General features: G+C 71.6%; 12 protein-coding genes and 1 pseudogene. 5 read left to right on the top strand and 8 right to left on the bottom strand.

Features of this window, described 5'->3' with window-relative positions; translation table 11 throughout:
- The first annotated feature begins 28 nt into the window (after window positions 1-28).
- Entirely contained in the window at window positions 29-481 is a 453-nt protein-coding gene (locus ACF062_RS06355; RefSeq protein WP_392136343.1) for a phospholipase, read from the top strand.
- A 22-nt stretch (window positions 482-503) separates the two neighbouring features.
- Here ACF062_RS06355 and ACF062_RS06350 read toward each other — a convergent pair whose 3' ends face one another.
- Window positions 504-1562: a serine/threonine-protein kinase gene (locus tag ACF062_RS06350; RefSeq protein WP_392136340.1), complete on the bottom strand. Its 1059-nt coding sequence runs from the start codon at window positions 1560-1562 to the stop codon at window positions 504-506.
- A 390-nt stretch (window positions 1563-1952) separates the two neighbouring features.
- Here ACF062_RS06350 and ACF062_RS06345 point away from each other — a divergent pair, with 390 nt between their 5' ends.
- Genes ACF062_RS06345 through ACF062_RS06335 form a run of 3 tightly spaced genes read left to right on the top strand, consistent with a single transcriptional unit; the run spans window position 1953 to window position 4793 of the window.
- Window positions 1953-2771, top strand: coding sequence for a polyprenol monophosphomannose synthase (locus tag ACF062_RS06345; protein ID WP_392136337.1), 819 nt, complete (start codon window positions 1953-1955; stop codon window positions 2769-2771).
- Entirely contained in the window at window positions 2768-3271 is a 504-nt protein-coding gene (locus ACF062_RS06340; protein ID WP_392136334.1) for a GtrA family protein, read from the top strand. The genes ACF062_RS06345 and ACF062_RS06340 overlap by 4 nt, the downstream gene beginning before the upstream one ends.
- The gene (locus ACF062_RS06335) at window positions 3255-4793 is read left to right on the top strand and encodes a hypothetical protein (RefSeq protein WP_392136331.1); all 1539 of its coding nucleotides are present in this window, start codon (window positions 3255-3257) and stop codon (window positions 4791-4793) included. Before ACF062_RS06340 ends, ACF062_RS06335 begins: the two co-directional genes overlap by 17 nt.
- Window positions 4794-4881: 88 nt before the next feature.
- Here ACF062_RS06335 and ACF062_RS06330 read toward each other — a convergent pair whose 3' ends face one another.
- Window positions 4882-5661, bottom strand: a complete 780-nt coding sequence (locus ACF062_RS06330) for a GntR family transcriptional regulator (RefSeq protein ID WP_392136328.1) — start codon at window positions 5659-5661, stop codon at window positions 4882-4884.
- Entirely contained in the window at window positions 5658-6170 is a 513-nt protein-coding gene (locus ACF062_RS06325) for a GntR family transcriptional regulator (protein ID WP_392136325.1), read from the bottom strand. The genes ACF062_RS06330 and ACF062_RS06325 overlap by 4 nt, the downstream gene beginning before the upstream one ends.
- Before the next feature lie 154 nt (window positions 6171-6324).
- Here ACF062_RS06325 and ACF062_RS06320 point away from each other — a divergent pair.
- Window positions 6325-6609 (top strand): annotated as a pseudogene (locus ACF062_RS06320) (ATP-binding protein); the annotation flags it as partial.
- Between the two features lie 101 nt (window positions 6610-6710).
- On the opposite strand, the gene ACF062_RS06315 reads toward ACF062_RS06320, so the two are convergent.
- From ACF062_RS06315 to ACF062_RS06295, 5 genes are all read right to left on the bottom strand, one after another.
- Window positions 6711-8387: a glycosyltransferase family 2 protein gene (locus tag ACF062_RS06315; protein ID WP_392136322.1), complete on the bottom strand. Its 1677-nt coding sequence runs from the start codon at window positions 8385-8387 to the stop codon at window positions 6711-6713.
- Complete coding sequence (locus ACF062_RS06310; RefSeq protein WP_392136570.1) at window positions 8384-10621, bottom strand: CDP-glycerol glycerophosphotransferase family protein; 2238 nt, start codon at window positions 10619-10621, stop codon at window positions 8384-8386. Before ACF062_RS06310 ends, ACF062_RS06315 begins: the two co-directional genes overlap by 4 nt.
- 23 nt (window positions 10622-10644) lie before the next feature.
- Window positions 10645-14238, bottom strand: a complete 3594-nt coding sequence (locus tag ACF062_RS06305; RefSeq protein ID WP_392136319.1) for a CDP-glycerol glycerophosphotransferase family protein — start codon at window positions 14236-14238, stop codon at window positions 10645-10647.
- 93 nt (window positions 14239-14331) lie between these two features.
- Window positions 14332-15114 (bottom strand): ABC transporter ATP-binding protein, encoded by a 783-nt coding sequence (locus tag ACF062_RS06300; protein ID WP_392136317.1) that lies wholly within the window; start codon window positions 15112-15114, stop codon window positions 14332-14334.
- Window positions 15107-16027, bottom strand: coding sequence for an ABC transporter permease (locus ACF062_RS06295; RefSeq protein WP_392136314.1), 921 nt, complete (start codon window positions 16025-16027; stop codon window positions 15107-15109). The genes ACF062_RS06300 and ACF062_RS06295 overlap by 8 nt, the downstream gene beginning before the upstream one ends.
- Window positions 16028-16138 lie beyond the last annotated feature (111 nt).

Here is a 16138-nt window from a genome sequence, read left to right as displayed (position 1 = left end):
GTCATTTCCCCCCACTGGAGGAAACCTCATGCGTCGTCGACTCGCCGCCCTTGCCGTGGGCGCCGCTTCCCTCACTCTCGGGCTGGGGGTCACCGCCGCCCCGGCGGCCGCCGTGCCGGCCGACAAGGCGCAGGTGCTCAGCCGCTGGACCCAGACCGACGTGGCCAGTTACCAGGCCTGGGCCTCGGCCGACGCGAACCGGGGTGCCTGGAGCGCGTACGGGTTCAACTGGACCACCGACTACTGCTCCACCTCGCCCGACAACCCCCTCGGCTTCCCCTTCAAGACGTCCTGTGCCCGGCACGACTTCGGCTACCGCAACTACAAGGAAGCGGGCACCTTCAGCGCCAACAAGGCGCGGCTCGACAGCGCCTTCTACGCGGACCTGAAGAGGGTGTGCGCGCGGTACAGCGGCGCGACGAAGGCCACGTGTGACGGGACGGCGTGGACGTACTACCAGGCCGTCGACAAGCTCGGCTGACCCGGTGCGCGCGCCCTGCGTCTCACGTCTCGCGGCGTACGCGGCGTGACCACTCCTCGTCCCGCACCGTCAGCGGCGCCGTGGGCGGCAGGGCGCGGACCGTCTCCGCCTCCGCCAACGGCACGCCCGCGCCCGGCGGCCGGGCCGATGCCGCCTCGATGCGCCGCACGTCCTCGGCCACGGGCGCCGGGAGCCATCCGGTGAAGTCGCGCAGGGGGCGCGGGGCCGCCGCCTCGGCCTCGCAGAGGCGGGCCGTCTCGGCGGCCGTCGGGCGGTCCTCGGGGCGCGGTGCCAGGCAGTGGGCGGCGATGGTGCGCAGCGGTTCGGGCACGTCGTCGAGGACCGGGGGCTCGCGGTCCGTGCCCGCGATGCGCGCGGCGATGGCCAGGCCGTTGCCCCGGCCGTAGGGGTGGTGACCGCAGGCGGCCTCGGCGATGATCAGGCCCAGGGTGAACACGTCGGAGGCGGGCGTGACCTCGCGGCCCAGCGCGTGCTCGGGCGACATGTGGCGGGGCGTGCCGACGAGGCGGCCGACGGTGGTGAGCGTGGCGGCGCCCGCGGCCCGCGCGATGCCGAAGTCGAGCAGCCAGGGCCCGTCGGAGGCCAGCAGGATGTTGCCCGGCTTCACGTCGCGGTGGATGACGCCCGCCGTGTGCACGGCGTCCAGGGCGTACGCCGTGCAGGCGGCGAGCCGCAGCGCGGTGGGGACGGGCAGCGGGCCATGGTCCCTGAGGGCGTCGTCGAGCGGGAGGCCGGGGACGTAGCGGGTGGCGAGCCAGGGGAGTTCCGCCTCGGCGTCGTGGTCGACGACGGGGATGAGGTGGTAGCCGTAGACGCGGCGGGCCGTGGCCACCTCGCGGGCGAAGCGTGCGCGGAAGGCGGGGCCCTGCGGGGCGCGGGTGTACTCGGCGCGGATCAGCTTCAGCGCGACGGGCTGGCCGCCGCGGGTGCGGGAGAGGTAGACGGTGCCCATGCCGCCCTGGCCGATCCGCGCGAGCAGTGGATACCCGGACACGTCCCGCGGGTCGTCGTCCCGCAGCGGCTTCGGAACCGCGAGTGGCCTCGGAACCGCGCCCCGCATGTGCCGCCCCCCTCTGTCCCCCGGCCTGTCCCCTGGCCCGGCCGGTGTGCTGGGCGAGCGTATCGCGCGGGGGTGCGGTCGCGCCGCCGGGCAACGTGGCCGCGCTTCCCGGCGTCTTCGGTGGCGGAGCCCGTGTCGCCGATCGGCTCTCGTGGGGGTAGGGGCCGCAGGGGCCACCCCGGGCCGAGTTCTCCGTGGCCTGATTGGTTGCCTCCGTGGCGCGGAATGGGTGATGAGATTCGCCATACCATTCCAATTCGGGCATTTGGTCTAAGGTGGGTGAGATTGTCTGACGGAGGTACGAGATCCACAGCGGAGATCCACCACGGAGATCCACAGCGCAGGTAACCGGACCACCCATCGACCGCGGACCACCGAAGGGCTCCAGCCATGACCGTGAACACCCCCGAGAACCTCTCCCAGGGCCTCGCCGCACGGCTGCCCGAAGCCTGGGCCGCCACCGAGTTGACCGTCGTCATGCCGACGTACAACGAGGCGGGGAACCTGCCCGGCATGGCCGAGGCCCTGATGGCGCTCCCGCTGACCGGCCTGCGCCTCCTCGTCGTCGACGACTCCAGCCCGGACGGCACCGGTGAGATCGCCGAGCGCTTCGCCGAGCGGTACGGCAGCGCCCGCATGAGCGTCCTGCACCGCACGGAGAAGGACGGCCTCGGCCGGGCCTACGCCGCGGGCATGGCGCGGGCCGTCGCCGAGGGCGCGCACTACGTACTCCAGATGGACGCGGACGGCAGCCACCCCGTGGCCAAGGTCGCCGAGCTGCTCGGGGTCGCCCTCGCCACCGACGCGGGGGTCGTCATGGGCAGCCGGTACGTCCAGGGCGGCACGCTCTCGGACGCCTGGGGCGCCCACCGCAAGCTGCTCTCCCGCTGGGCCAACGCCTACGCGGGCACCATCCTCGGCACCCGCGTCCGCGACATCACCGGAGGCTTCAACCTCTGGCGCGCGGACGCCCTGCGCGCCATCGACCTGGCCTCCGTGGACAGCGCGGGCTACAGCTTCCAGGTCGAGATGAAGTACCGCGCGCTGCGCCGCGGCTTCGGTGTCATGGAGGTGCCGATCCACTTCGAGGACCGCACGGTCGGCGAGTCGAAGATGAACCTGATGGTGCAGCTGGAGTCGATCGTCATGCCGTGGAAGCTGCGGCTCGACGCGAGAGCGTCCGCTCGCGGCTCGGGGGCGCGCGGATGACGGCGCCCACGCTCCAGGAGGCGCCGCCCGCCGCCCCGCCCGCCCCGCCGGCGGCGCCGCCCGCCGCGCCCGCCTCGACCCTCGCGCGGCTGCGCGGGCTGGCCCTGGAGCTGGTGAAGTTCGGCCTGGTCGGCGGCAGCGGGGTCGCCGTCAACCTCATCGTCTTCAACCTCCTCCTGCACGGCTTCGGTTCGCCTCCGATGACGGCGACGGTCCTGGCCAGCTGCGTGGCCATGGGCACCAACTACCTCGGCTTCCGCTTCTTCGCCTACCGCGACCGCGCCTCGCGCACCAAGCGGCAGATCGCCCTCTTCTTCGTCTTCAGCGGGATCGGCGTCGCGATGGAGAGCGTCCTGTTCTACGCGGCGTACCACGGCGCGGACATGAGCGGACCGATCGGCTCGAACATCGCCAAGGCGCTGTCGATCGTCCTGGCCTCGGCGTTCCGCTTCCTGGTCTACCGGACGTGGGTCTTCCAGCACGATGCGCGTCGCCTCTAAAGCCGCCTCCAAGGCCGCCTCCAAGGCCGCCTCTGAAGTCGCCTCCGAAGGGGGCATACGGTCCCCGCGCCCTCTCGTACCGCACGCCTTCGCCCTGCTCCTTGTCGCCCTGCTCCTCCTGGTGATCGTCCGGCTGCCCTGGGCGGGCGACCTCGGCATCCACGCGGCGACGATCGAACGCCTGCGCAACGACCCACTGCACCCCGGCAACCCCCTGGTCGACGCCGACACCCCGAGCCCCTACTACTCGCCCTGGACCCTGCTGCTCGGCTGCCTGGCGAAGGCGACCGGGCTCGGCACGTTCGTGGTGCTGCGGGTGGCGGCGGTGGCGGGGCTGGGGCTGCTGGCGACGGGCGTCGGCCACTTCGTACGTACGTTCAGTACGCGTCGTGGGGCGGCGCCGGTGGTGCTGCTGTGCCTGCTGCTGCTCTGGGGCCCCGGGCTGTTCAACTGGAGCGGTTTCCTCGGCCTCAACTCCCTTGCGCTGACGGTCTCCTACCCCAGTACCTTCGCGCTCGGGTCGGCCTTCCACCTCTGGGCGCTGCTGCGGAGGGCGTTGCGGTCGGCCGCGGGGTGGCGGGTGTTCGTGGGGCTGGGTGTGTTGTGGGCGGTGACGCTGCTGAGTCACCAGTTCACTGGGGTGGTCGCGTCGTTCGGGGCCCTCGCGATGGTGCTCGGGGCGCGGCCGTGGCCGACCAGGGCGGTACTGCTACGGGTGGCCGGCGGCCTGGCGCTCGGGCTCGCGGTGTTGGTGGCTTGGCCGTACTACTCCTTCTTCGGCCTGCTCGGCGTGGGCGGCCTGGAGGAGATCCACCGCTCGCTGTACCGGAACCTGCTGCCGCACTTCGGCCTCGCGCTGCTGGGCGTGGCGGCGCTGGCCGTGCGGTGGCGCAGGGACCACCGCGACCCCCTGGTGATCTTCTTCGCGCTCGGCGCGGCGATGTTCGCGGCGGGCGGCCTGACCGGCCACTACTCGTGGGGCAGGGTGCTGCCCGCCGCCCTGATCCCGGCGCAGGTGGCGGCGGCGCTGGAGGCCTTCGGCGCGGGCACCGCACGCAGGGCCTTCGCCGCCCTGCTGGGCGCGGCGCTGGTGCTGGGCGCGTGGACGCAGGCGGGAACGCTGGGGTATGTGGTGCCGCGGGGGGTGCTGCCGGGTCCGGTGGCCGCGAAGTACAAGCCGCCGTGGGCGGGTTACGACTGGCTGTCCCCGCGGGTCCGCCACGGAGACGTGGTCATGGCGAAGACGTTCCCTTCCCGCCAGATCCCGGCGTACGGGCCGTACACGGTCGCCCCCGGCTATCCGGACTTCTTCCTGCCGGATGAGGGGGAGCGGGGGGAGGCGGTACGGAAGTACTTCGCGCCCGGCACGACGCGGGCGGAGCGGTTGGCTGTCCTGCGTCGATATGGGGTGCGGTGGGTTGTGGCGTATCCGGGGGACGGGGGGTTGCGCGGCGACGATCCCGCGCTGAGGGAGTCGGGGGTGGGGCCGAGGGGGCAGGTGTTGTATGAGGTGGTGGGGTGAGGCTGGCGGTCCGGGAGCGCCTACTTCGCCGCGGGGCTCCAGGCGGGCGGGACTTATCGGGCCAGTAGGGGGATCGCAGGCCGAGTGCTCACTCCGGAGTGAACTCGTACTGCACCTCGTAGAGGTGGCCGGCCTTGACCATGACCGTGGCCTCGATGGGGCGGTCCCCGTCGCTGTAGACGACGCGCAGGGTGCGCAGTACGGGCAGGTCGCTCGGGAGGCGCAGCGCCTGGTACTGCTCCTGGGTGGGGACCCTGGCGGAGACCCGGTCCACACTCAGGCGGGGCGGGAATCCCAGTTCGGCGAGGAGGGCCGGGGTGCCGCCCCGGATCTTCTTCTTGCCCATGATGGGGGTGCCGTGGGCCAGGCTCAACGGGTAGTAGGACGCGACCAGTTCGACCGGCTCGTCGTCCAGAAAGAGGATTTGGCTGCGGAGGGCCACCGATTCGCCGTCGGAGAGGTTCAGGGCCGCCGAGACATCGGCCGGAGGCCGCGACTCCGTCACGTCCAGCAGCGTGCTGTGCGCCCGGACGCCGTGCTCGGCCGCCGCGGTGAGCCAGCGGTAGGGCTCTCCTGGAGGTGCGGGGGCCATGTAAGAGGCGGGCCGCATGGTCCGCTGCCGGTGCTCTCGTACGGTGACCGCCGCCCCGGCGCGGCCGATGACGAGCCGCTCGTCCTTGAGGAGGTGCAACGCCTTCTGGATGGTGGCGTTGGACGCGTCGAACCTTTCTTTGAGCTGGTTCGTTGTGGGCAGCTTCGAGCCCGGGGCGAGGTCGCCGCTCATGATCTCGTCCCGGAGATCGGCGGCGATCCGCTCGTGCAGGGAGCGGTGGTCCGCCGTGCCGTCGTCGGTGTGGGGCACTGTCATCCGATCCTGATCTCGTAGCGGAGCCGCTGGCGGTGGGCGGGCATGACCATCATGTCGGCCTGGATCGGCCGGTCGGCGCCGTCGAGGGTGAGCCTGTTCAGTCGCAGGACCGGTTCGTCCCCGCCCAGGCGGAGGGCTTCGCGCTCCTGGGCTGTGGGCATGCGGGCGGTGACGTCCTCACGAACGCGTACGCCGATGTGGCCGAGTTCGGCGAGGAGTGTGACGGCTCCGCCGCGGATCTTGCCCGTCCCGGCGAGGCGGGTGCCGCGGGCGATCTCCACGGGGTAGTAGGTGTCCGTCAACTCGATGGGCACGGAGTTGAGTTCGATGACCCGGCGGCGTACGACGACCGGTTCTCCGGCGGTTACGCCGAGCAGGGCGGCGACTTCTTCCGGTGCGGGCACCTCACCGGCATGCGTGATGCGCTGACTGCCCTTGCCGCCCCGGGCGGCGGCCTCCTCGCCCCAGGCTTCTGGCTGCCCCTTTTCTCGGGGCGTCACGTACGGCATCGAGGTACTGACCTACGTGCTGTCTCTCACGGCGTCCTCCTGCTGGCCGATGGCGGCGACCTTGCTCGTATACACGGTAAGCAAATCACGCCGGGTGTTCGCCTACCTTGCTGCTTTTCGCGAATAGCGATACGTTACTCGCGCTCGCAGGTCTGTGCGCGCCGCGCGCTGCTTTGCCGTAGAGGTACTGACGGAGTGGGGAGTTGCCGATCGGCTGGACGACATCCGGCTCTGCGTCTCCGAACTCGCCACGAATGCCGTACTGCACGGCGCCCCTCCTGGGCGGGAGTTCTGCCTGCGTCTCGTTCTCGACGTTGCGTTCGTCCGCGTCGAGGTGGTGGACAGCGGCGACGGGCAGCCGCGGGTGCTTGACCAGGGCGCCGAGGAGACGGGTGGTCGGGGACTCTTCCTCACGAGCGCTCTGAGCGACGATTTCGGGGTCACTTCACACGTCCCGGGCAAGACCGCGGGAGGAAGGGCGTCAGCCTGTGGCGTGACGGCGGCCGCGCGGACTGCCGGGTGTCCTCCCCCCCCCCGGCCTCACCGCGTCACGCTGGCCACCAACCGCGCCGCCCTCCTCACCCGCGCCCCCGCCTTCGCCCCCGCCCTGCGGGCCAACGGACGTACGACCTTCGCCGTCACGCCCACCGGGGTCCAGCGCAGCTGGAGGCGGCCCGCGGCGCGGCCTTCCGGTTCCACCGTGACCTCGTGGGGGAGTGCGCCGCCCCGGTAGTCGATGCGGGCCCGCAGGGTGGGGAACGTCAGTGGGGCCAGGAGCAGGGACGTGTTGCGCAGGGTGCCTGAGGTCAGTTGCAGGACCGGGTGGCGGGTGCCCTCGAAGCCGTTGAGGGGGAGGGGGGCCGCCGTCAGGTCCAGGTGGGCCCTGCCTTCGAAGACGCCGGGGCGGACCGGGTCCAGGCGGAAGGGGGTCCTCATGCGGCGGTGGCCCGGGGCCAGGAGGAGCGTGGCCACCTGGGGGCCCACCGGCAGGCGAAGGCCCGGGTCGTATGTGCGGATCGTGAGGTCGACTGAGGCGCCCGGGCCCCGCTCCACCCGCGTGATCTCGTGGCGGAACTGCGCGCTCGGGAAGGGGCGCGAGTCCAGGCCCTGGTCGGTCATGTCCAGTTCGGTGCGGGCCTCCTCCGACTCCGGGACGTACGCGCCCCAGTACACCCGGCCCTCCGCGTCCATCGACGTCTGCCGCGGCGCCACCCCGTGGCCGAGGCCCCGCGCCGCCAGTTGCGCGTCCGTCAGGCGGTTGTCGCGGATCAGTTGGAGGACGACCCGCTCGGCGCGGGGCAGGCGCGCGTACGCGTCGGAGGACAGTTCCGCCAGGTACGGGTTCACGATGTCCGCGAAGCCCGCCAGCCACTCCTCGTCGCGGAACGGCAGGTCACCCGCGTACATCCGGAAATCGTGCTTCAGGAACTTGAAGTCCTTGGGCTCCCGGACGGCCTCGTGACCGCCGGCCACGAGGAACTCGTCTATCAGGCGCTGGACGTGGATCCGGTCGCGTACGTTGGACAGCTTGTGGCGCTGGTTCGAGATCGACGCCGACTCCGCCGCCTCGTAGGGGGCTATGTACCAGCGGTAGACGGGGTCCGGGATCACCGTGAAGGACTTCGCCAGGCAGTACGCCTGCGCGGAGAACAGCTGGTCCTCGTAGTGGATGCCCTCCGGGAAGCGCAGTCCGCTGCGGTCCAGGAACTCCCGGCGGTACATCTTGCTCGTCGAGAGGTGTTCGAAGAGGAGGGAGGGCTCCGCCTCGATGCCGTTCACCGTGCGGCGTTCCGCCACCAGGTGCGGCATCCATGTCGACGTGCGGCCCGTGTCCACCCGGACCCGCTCCACCGCTCCCATGACGAAGTCCACTTCCCGTTCGCGGTGCGCCGCGAGCAGCAACTCCACCGACCGCTCCGGGAGTTCGTCGTCGCTGTCCAGGAACATCAGGTACGGGGCGCGCGCGATGTCCAGGGCACGGTTGCGCGGCGCGCTGCATCCGCCGCTGTTCTCCGGGAGGCGCAGATACGTGATGCGGGCGTCCTCCGCCGCCAGCCGGCGGGCCACTTCAGGGGTGTTGTCCGTGGAGTGGTCGTCGCTGATGATGATCTCGATGTTCTCGTGCGTCTGGCGGCGCAGGGACGCCACCGCGCGCGGCAGCCGCTCCGCGTCGTTGTAGACGATCACCGTCACGGTGACATCGGGTATCTGCGTCATCGGGTCATCGCCTCCTCGGGCGTCGGGGCCGGGGTGCGCGCGTCCACCGGGGTCACGGGCGGCAGCGACTCCTCGCTCTCGCCGAGGAAGACGCGGCGCACGACCCGCTCGGCGGCGCGCCCGTCGTCGTACTCGCAGAAGCGCTCGCGGAACGCCTTGCGTGCCTTGGCGGCCGACTCGTCGTGCCATGCCTCGGACGTGAACACCTCCGTCAGCTCCTCCTGAGTGCGCGCCACCTTGCCCGGCGCCTTTGCCATCAGGTCGAAGTAGACGCCGCGTGTCTTCGCGTACGTCTCCCAGTCGTCGGCGTAGATGACGATCGGGCGGTCGAGGTTGGCGTAGTCGAACATGATCGACGAGTAGTCCGTGATCAGGGCGTCCGCCGCCAGGGAGAGGTCCTCCACCGGGTCGTACGACGAGACGTCGATGATCCTGCCGCTCTTGCGCAGGCCTGCCAGCGGCGATGTCGCGCCGCCGTAGAAGTAGTGGCCGCGCACGAGCAGGACCGTGTCCTCGCCGAGGCGGTCGGCGAGCGTGGCCAGGTCGAGGCGCGGGGTCCAGGCCGCCTCGTAGTCGCGGTGGGTCGGCGCGTAGAGGATGGCCCGCTTGCCCGGCGCGATGCCGAGCCGGTCGCGGATGGCGCGGATGTCGGCGGCCGTCGCGCTGTAGAAGACGTCGTTGCGCGGGTAGCCGTAGTCGAGGGACTCGTAACGCGAGGGGTACGCGCGTTCCCACATCTGTGTGGAGTGGCTGTTCGCGGAGACGCTGTACGTCCACTTGTCGACGCGCTCCAGCAGGCTGTGGAAGTTCAGGCCCTTGGCCGCCGCCGGGTAGTCGAGCTGGTCGAGGCCCATCCGCTTGAGCGGCGTGCCGTGGTGCGTCTGGACGTGGATGGCGTCGGGGCGCTTGACGACCGCGTTGGGGAAGTTGACGTTGTTCACCAGGTACTTGGCGCGCGCCAGCACCTCCCAGTAGCGGCGCGTGCCGGGCACGATGTGGTCGGTGCCGGGCGGCAGCAGCGGCACGTTCGCCGCCGAGACGACCCACACCGGGTGGATGTGCGGGGCGAGTTCGGCGAGCTTCGCCGCGATGGCGGCCGGGTTGCAGGCCACGCCCCGGTCCCAATAGGCCGTGAAGACCGCGAGGTGGGGGTCGACGGGGCGCTCCAGCTCCCTGCGGTAGCGCAGGTCGCGGACCTTCACGCCCACCTTGTGCTTGCGCGCCACGACCGCCGAACGCAGCTTGCGCCGCTGCTGGTTCGCGGTCTGGAAGGTGCGGTACTTCGTGTACGCGTCCTCTTCGAGGATGCGGCGCCGCACGCCTTCCAGGCCGCCCGGCCGAAGGTACCCCTCGGGCCGCCACGCGACGGCGGCCTTCGAGGCGCGGTGGAAGAACTCCCTGCGGACGGAGTCGGGCAGCTTCTCGCGGGCGATCACCCGCAGGCAGTCGCCGGCCATCACGTCGTAGAGCGCGGCGCGGGGAGCGGCCGGCAGGCCGAGGTCCGCGGTGAGGGCGAGCAGCGACTCGTAGCGGTCGATGACGCCGAAGCGCTCCTCGGGGCGGCCGGTCGGCAGGCTCTCGGTGCGCAACTCCCGTACGTTCAACGTCACTTGGTCCAGCGTCGCGATACGGTCCGCCAGGAGCAGCGCCGCGTACGCCGCGTACGTCTCGTCATGCCCCGCCAAGTGCTCCGCGTGCTCCCGCCAGAACTCCGCCCGCAGCACGCGGTTGCCGAGCAGCGGCGTGACGCGCAGCAGGTCCGGGCAGTCCGCCAGCGGCAGATCGCGGCGGCCCTGCCTGGCGAGGTGCTTGCCGTCGGGGCTCGGCATGCCCTGGTGCCGCCACGTCGAGCGGACGTGGTCGGCCACGAGTACGTCCACGCCATCCGCGAGATCGGCCACGCGGTCCGCGACCGTGCGCGGCGCGCCCGTCGGCACGGTGTCCTTGCTGTGCACGAAGTGCAGCCACCGGGCGCCCGCACGCTCGGCGCCCGCCACCCGCGCCGCCGCGTCGTCCGTGCCCTCGGGCAGCGGGACGACGGTGACGCCCGGCCGGTCGGACGCGGCGTCCCGCGCGGAGGCCCCCACCGCGGCGACGATCACCTCGACGCCCGGCGAGGCCTGCGCGGCGAGGGCGTCCAGGCCGGCGGCCAGGTGGCCCTGGACGTTGCGGCCGTACACGACCACGCTCAGCACGGGCGGCCCGGCGGTGGTCTCCGTCTGTTCCTCGGGCATGGCGGTGCCCCCCTCTTCCGTACTCATGCGGTGGTCGTCCCTCGGTGGGCCAGCATCCGGTCCACGACGCGGCGCGCGGCCTGCCCGTCGTCCAGGTCGCAGAACTCGGCGCGGAAGTCGTCGTACGCCTGTTCGTACGGCGCGCTCATCGCGTCCACGTCGCGCAGTGCCGCGATCAGTTCGTCGGAGGTCGGGAGCAACGGGCCCGGCGCGCGCTTGGCGAAGTCGAAGTAGAAGCCGCGCAGCCGGTCGCGGTAGTGCTCCAGGTCGTACGTGAAGAACAGCATCGGACGGCCCGTCACGGCGAAGTCGAACATCACCGAGGAGTAGTCGGTGACCAGGACGTCGGCGATCAGGAGCAGGTCCATGATGTCGGGGTAGCTCGCGACGTCCCACACGAAGCCGTCGCCCGCGCCCGGCACCGGCTCCACGATGTGCGCGTGCGGGCGGACCAGCAGGACGTGGTCGTCGCCCAGTTCGTGCCGCGCCTTCTCCAGGTCGATGCGCAGGTCGAGCAGGAAGCCGCCGCGGTGGCGCTGCTTGTCCTCGCGCCACGTCGGGGCGTAGAGGACCACCTTCTTGCCCTCGGGCAGGCCGAGCGCGCGGCGTACGCGGGCGGCGCGCTCGGCGCGGTCCGGGGCGAGCAGCACGTCGTTGCGGGGGTAGCCCGCCTCCAGGAGCTCGCCCTCCACGTCGCCGCCGAACCGGAAGGCGCTGCGCATGATCGGCGTGCTGAACCGGTTCGGGGAGAGCAGCATCGTCCACTGGTGGCGCTCGCGGTCCAGGTCCATCAGGTACTGGGTGCTCGCGAAGTGGTCGTTGTCGAAGTCGAAGCCGATCCGCTTGAGCGGTGTGCCGTGCCAGGTCTGGACGATCTGCTGACCCTCGCGCCGCTCCAGCCAGCGCGGGAAGTGCGTGTTGCCGACGATGTAGCGGGAGCGGGCCATCGCCTCGTAGTACTCGGGGCTGTGCACGCGCACCGCCTTCGCGGTGGCCGGGACCTCGCACTGGCCGTCCTTGACGACCCACAGGTGCTCTACCGGCAGGCCCCGGCGGACCATCTCCTCGTGGATCGCGCGCGGCGAGTCGCCGTACATGCGTCCGCCGAAGACGTCGTACAGGACGGCCTCGCGCAGGGGCTCGTGGCGGGCGGACGGGTAGGCCTCGGTGCGCAGCCTCGTCTGGCGGTAGCGGCTGCGCTCGTCGGGGCGCAGCTCGGAGTGGGCCATCAGCGCCAGCTGGTCGTACTGCCGGACCTGGAGCTCGACGCGCTTGCCGTGCGCCACGACCTCCAGGGGCAGGTGGGCGTGGACGGGCGGGGCGAGCTGCACGGCGGTGCGGGAGCCGTCCGGCTTCTGCACGGACGGCCACCAGAAGCCGGCCCGCAGGGGTGTGGCGCCCGCGTGGGCGTGGGTGGGGGCGGGGACGAAGCGCGCTGTGAAGCGGCCGCCCTCGGCGCGGGCGGGGAACGTGTACTCGTGGCCCGACCAGGTCTGGCGCAGGACCAGCTCCAGGTCGCAGGTGCCCTGGGCCGGATAGCTGCCGGTGAGGGTGACGGTGCCGTCGGGGGCCACGGAGACGCGGTCGATCAGCGGCTGCGCGGGCTGGTCGCAGAGCTGGAGGTAGCCGCCGGGGCTGCGGCGGGCGTACATCGCGCGGTCTCCGTGCGGGAACTGGGCGCCGGAGAAGCCTTCGCGGTCATCCAGGATGAGGGCGAGGCGGGTCGACTTGGGCCCAACCTCAGTTCCGGCACCGGTGACGATCTCCACCGACATGTCCCACCGGCCGATCGACCGCTCCGCCTGTGTCGGCCTCAGCCGTTCGTGGTCCTCGCGCACCTCCGTGAGGGCCGCCGTGCCGATGAGGGCCGTGAAGGGGACGCGGCCCTCCACGGGCACGCCGAGGTCCAGGGGCACCGTCAGGATCGTGCCGGACTCGCGGTGGCGCATGCGCAGCCGGGCCGTGCCCTCGGGGGCGGTGCGCAGGACGCCGCGGACGAGCAGGCCGGTGCCCTCGGCGCGGACCTCCAGCGCACGCGCGTGCGCCGTCTCCACGCGGATGGCCAGCTCGCCGTCCTGGATCTGCGGGGCCACGCGGACGTCCTCGGCGACCCAGTGCGCGGGCGGCGTCTGCCCGGAGCCGGTGCCCGCGCCGTACAGCGGCCCGCGCCGGGGCGTCGAGCCCGTGCCGGCCACGGCGACCCGCACGTACCACAGGCCGTCCACCCACCTGCCGCGGTGCCGCAGCCGCGCGGGGTTCACCAGCGCCCCGAAGCCCGCCCAGTCGGCGTGCCGGAACTGCGCGCCCGAGGCCACGGTGGCCTCCGGGTCGAGATGGGTGCGGGCGGGCACGAGGACCGTGCGGCGGCTGCCCTTCTCCTTCAGGATCAGCGACTTCAGCGCCTTGCTCCGCGACTCGGCGCCGAGCTGGCGCGGGAACGCCCAGCCGGAAAGCCACAGCTTGCCGTCGTGCCAGGCGGCCTCGTCGAGGCGGCTGCGCAGCCGCAGTTCGGGGTCGAGGCGCAGGACGGCGTCCGGCACCGGGGCGGTCGGGTCGAGGAAGGGGTAGTCGGCCTTCGGGTGCAGCGTCCCGGAGACGGGGATCGAGCCGCCGTGGTCCTTCTCGAACTCCAGCTGCGCGATCAGCTCGTCCAGACGCCGGTGCACGGTCAGATACAGCTTCAGCTTGTGCGGCACGTGCAGCGCGCGCACCGCGTCCTGCCCGATCTCGCGGACCAGGCGGCCCACGTGCTCAAGGAACGCCTCCTGGTACGCGGCGTCCGAGCCGGGCAGCACCCGCCAGAACAGCGGGATCTCCTCGGCGAGGGCGTTGTTGTCGTAGACCCGCAGGTGCTCGGCGTACATCGGGTCGTCGCCGACCCGGGCGAGCAGGAACTCGCGCACCATGCGGATCGACTTCACGCGGTCGATGAGCCCTTGCGGGTTGGTGCGGTTCTGCGTGATGGACCGCTCGCCGGTCTCACGCTCGCGCCAGTTGTAGATCGGCTCGCTCAGCACGTCCACGGCGTCCGCGAGGTAGTGCGCGGGGACGCTGACGGGGGCGTCCTCGTAGAGCATGGCTTCGGGGTACGCGAGCTGGTGCTTCTCCCAGAAGGAGCGGCGGTAGACCTTGTTCCACGCGGTGCGGTCGGTCAGCAGCGGGCGGAACTTCGAGACGTGTGTACGCAGCCGGGTCGCCGCGAACGGCACGCGGTGCACGGGCGACTGGACGTACCCGGCGGAGCGGAAGCGGGTGACGTTGCCGGCCGCGAAGTCCGAGCCGGTGGTGTCGAGCGTCTCGATGAGCAGGGCGTACGCCGTGGCGGGCAGCGTGTCGTCACTGTCCACGAACGCGAGGTACTCACTGTCCGGGGACATCTCCCGCACGCCGGTGTTGCGCGCCGCGCCGAGGCCCTTGTTCTCCTGGGATATCAGGCGGAAGCGGGGGTCGGCCGCCGCGAAGGCCTCGGCGATGGCCGCGCTGCCGTCCGTCGACCCGTCGTCGACCATGACCACTTCGAAGTCCGTGAAGGTCTGGGCCGCCAGGGACTCCAGGCACTCGTCGAGGTAGAGCTCGACGTTGTAGACGGGGACGACAACACTCAGCCGTGGCTGCACGCGCACTCCTTCTGTTGCTAAACGCTCCCATAGTGTAAGGATGCGCATATTGATGCGACAAAAGGGCTACCTGTCCGGTTTTGAGTCGCGCGGTCACGCGAACCTCTCGTACTCCTTCAGTACGTCCGCCGTGGGGCCGTCCATCCGCAGCTCACCGCGCTCCAGCCACAGCACCCGGTCGCAGGTGTCGCGGATCGACTTGTTGTTGTGGCTGACCAGGAAGACCGTGCCCGCGCGCTCGCGCAGCTCGCGGATGCGGGCCTCGGAGCGCTTCTGGAAGGAGCGGTCGCCGGTGGCCAGTGCCTCGTCGACGAGCAGCACGTCGTGGTCCTTGGCGGCGGCGATGGAGAAGCGCAGGCGGGCCGCCATGCCGGAGGAGTACGTGCGCATCGGCAGCGTGATGAAGTCGCCCTTTTCGTTGATGCCGGAGAACTCGACGATGTCGTCGTAGCGCTCGGCCACCTGCTCGCGGCTCATGCCCATGGCGAGGCCGCCGAGGCGTACGTTGCGCTCGCCCGTCAGGTCGTTCATCATCGCCGCGTTCACGCCGAGCAGGGAGGGCTGGCCGTCGGTGAAGATGCGGCCGCGCTCCACGGGCAGCAGGCCCGCGACCGCCTTGAGCAGCGTCGACTTCCCCGAGCCGTTCGTCCCGATCAGGCCGATCGCCTCGCCCTTGCGGGCGGTGAAGGACACGTTCTTGACGGCGTGCACCGTGCGCACGCCCGCCCGCGCCTCGGTCTTCCCGCGGCCGCCGATGATCCGGTTGAGGGCGGCGGTGGCGGTGCCGCGGCCCGCTCCGGTGCCGTGCACGCGGTAGACGATGTCGACCTGGTCGACGATGACGGTGGGGGCGGGGGTCCGCTCTGTCTCAGCCACGGCCGTAGGTCTCCTCTGCCTTCCAGAAGTAGATGAACCCGCCGATCCCGGCGACCAGTGCCCAGCCCAGCGCCCACGCCCACACGTGGTGCGGCAGCTGGTCCGCCCGGAAGGTGTCGATCAGGGCGAACCGCATCAGGTCGATGTAGACGGCGGCCGGATTGCACTCCAGGAGGACCTTGACGGCGTGCGGCAGGTCCCGGTCCCTCAGGACCGCGTCGATGCTCCACATCACGCCGGACGCGTACATCCACGTCCGCAGCACGAACGGCATCAGCTGCGCGATGTCCGGCGTCTTGCTGCCGAGCCGGGCCATGACGAGCGCCAGGCCCGTGTTGAACGTGAACTGGAGTACGAGGACCGGGATCACCAGGAGCCAGGACGGCGCGGGCGGGACGCCGAAGCAGAGCAGGATCGCGACGAGCGCGGCCATGGAGAACAGCAGCTGCTGGAGCTGTTGCAGGCAGTACGAGATGGGCAGCGACGCGCGCGGGAAGTGCAGGGTGCGGACCAGGCCGAGGCTGCCGGATATGGCGCGGGTGCCGGCCATGACGGACGCTTGCGTGAAGGTGAAGACGAAGACGCCGGTGACCAGGAACGGGACGTAGTCCTCGACGTCCCGCTTGGTGTTCATCAGGACGCCGAAGACGAAGTAGTACACCGCCGCGTTCAGGAGCGGGGTCATCACCTGCCAGAGCTGGCCGAGCTTGGCCTGGCTGTACTGGGCCGTCAGCTTGGCCGTCGCGAAGGCGGTGATGAAGTGGCGGCGCCGCCACAGCTGCCGGACGTACGCGGGCAGGGAGGGGCGGGCACCGCTGACGGTCAGGCCGTGCCGGGCGGCGAGTTCGGCGGGGGAGAGGGGGGCCGCCGGGGTGGGGGGTGCGGGCGGTGGTGCGTCGAGGACCTGGCTCACATCCGTGGCTTTCGCTCGGGGAGGCTGCGGAGGGCTGCGGCGTGCGTCGGGACGGGCCCGTATCGTCGCAACGCCGAGCGTAGGACCTTGTGACGTCGGAACGCAACCGTA

It is taken from the genome of Streptomyces sp. NPDC015345 (assembly GCF_043078805.1).
In the GTDB taxonomy this organism is placed as follows: Bacteria; Actinomycetota; Actinomycetes; order Streptomycetales; family Streptomycetaceae; genus Streptomyces.
Note: the sequence above shows the minus strand (reverse complement) of the source record. Positions and strands in the feature narration are given on the sequence as shown.

Coding starts and splice junctions, on each gene's coding strand:
- ACF062_RS06340 (WP_392136334.1), top strand. CDS start 2,768: ATGACGGCGCCCACGCTCCAGGAGGCGCCGCCCGCCGCCCCGCCCGCC.
- ACF062_RS06355 (WP_392136343.1), top strand. CDS start 29: ATGCGTCGTCGACTCGCCGCCCTTGCCGTGGGCGCCGCTTCCCTCACT.
- ACF062_RS06315 (WP_392136322.1), bottom strand. CDS start 8,387: ATGACGCAGATACCCGATGTCACCGTGACGGTGATCGTCTACAACGAC.
- ACF062_RS06310 (WP_392136570.1), bottom strand. CDS start 10,621: ATGCCCGAGGAACAGACGGAGACCACCGCCGGGCCGCCCGTGCTGAGC.
- ACF062_RS06335 (WP_392136331.1), top strand. CDS start 3,255: ATGCGCGTCGCCTCTAAAGCCGCCTCCAAGGCCGCCTCCAAGGCCGCC.
- ACF062_RS06345 (WP_392136337.1), top strand. CDS start 1,953: ATGACCGTGAACACCCCCGAGAACCTCTCCCAGGGCCTCGCCGCACGG.
- ACF062_RS06325 (WP_392136325.1), bottom strand. CDS start 6,170: ATGCCGTACGTGACGCCCCGAGAAAAGGGGCAGCCAGAAGCCTGGGGC.
- ACF062_RS06330 (WP_392136328.1), bottom strand. CDS start 5,661: ATGACAGTGCCCCACACCGACGACGGCACGGCGGACCACCGCTCCCTG.
- ACF062_RS06350 (WP_392136340.1), bottom strand. CDS start 1,562: ATGCGGGGCGCGGTTCCGAGGCCACTCGCGGTTCCGAAGCCGCTGCGG.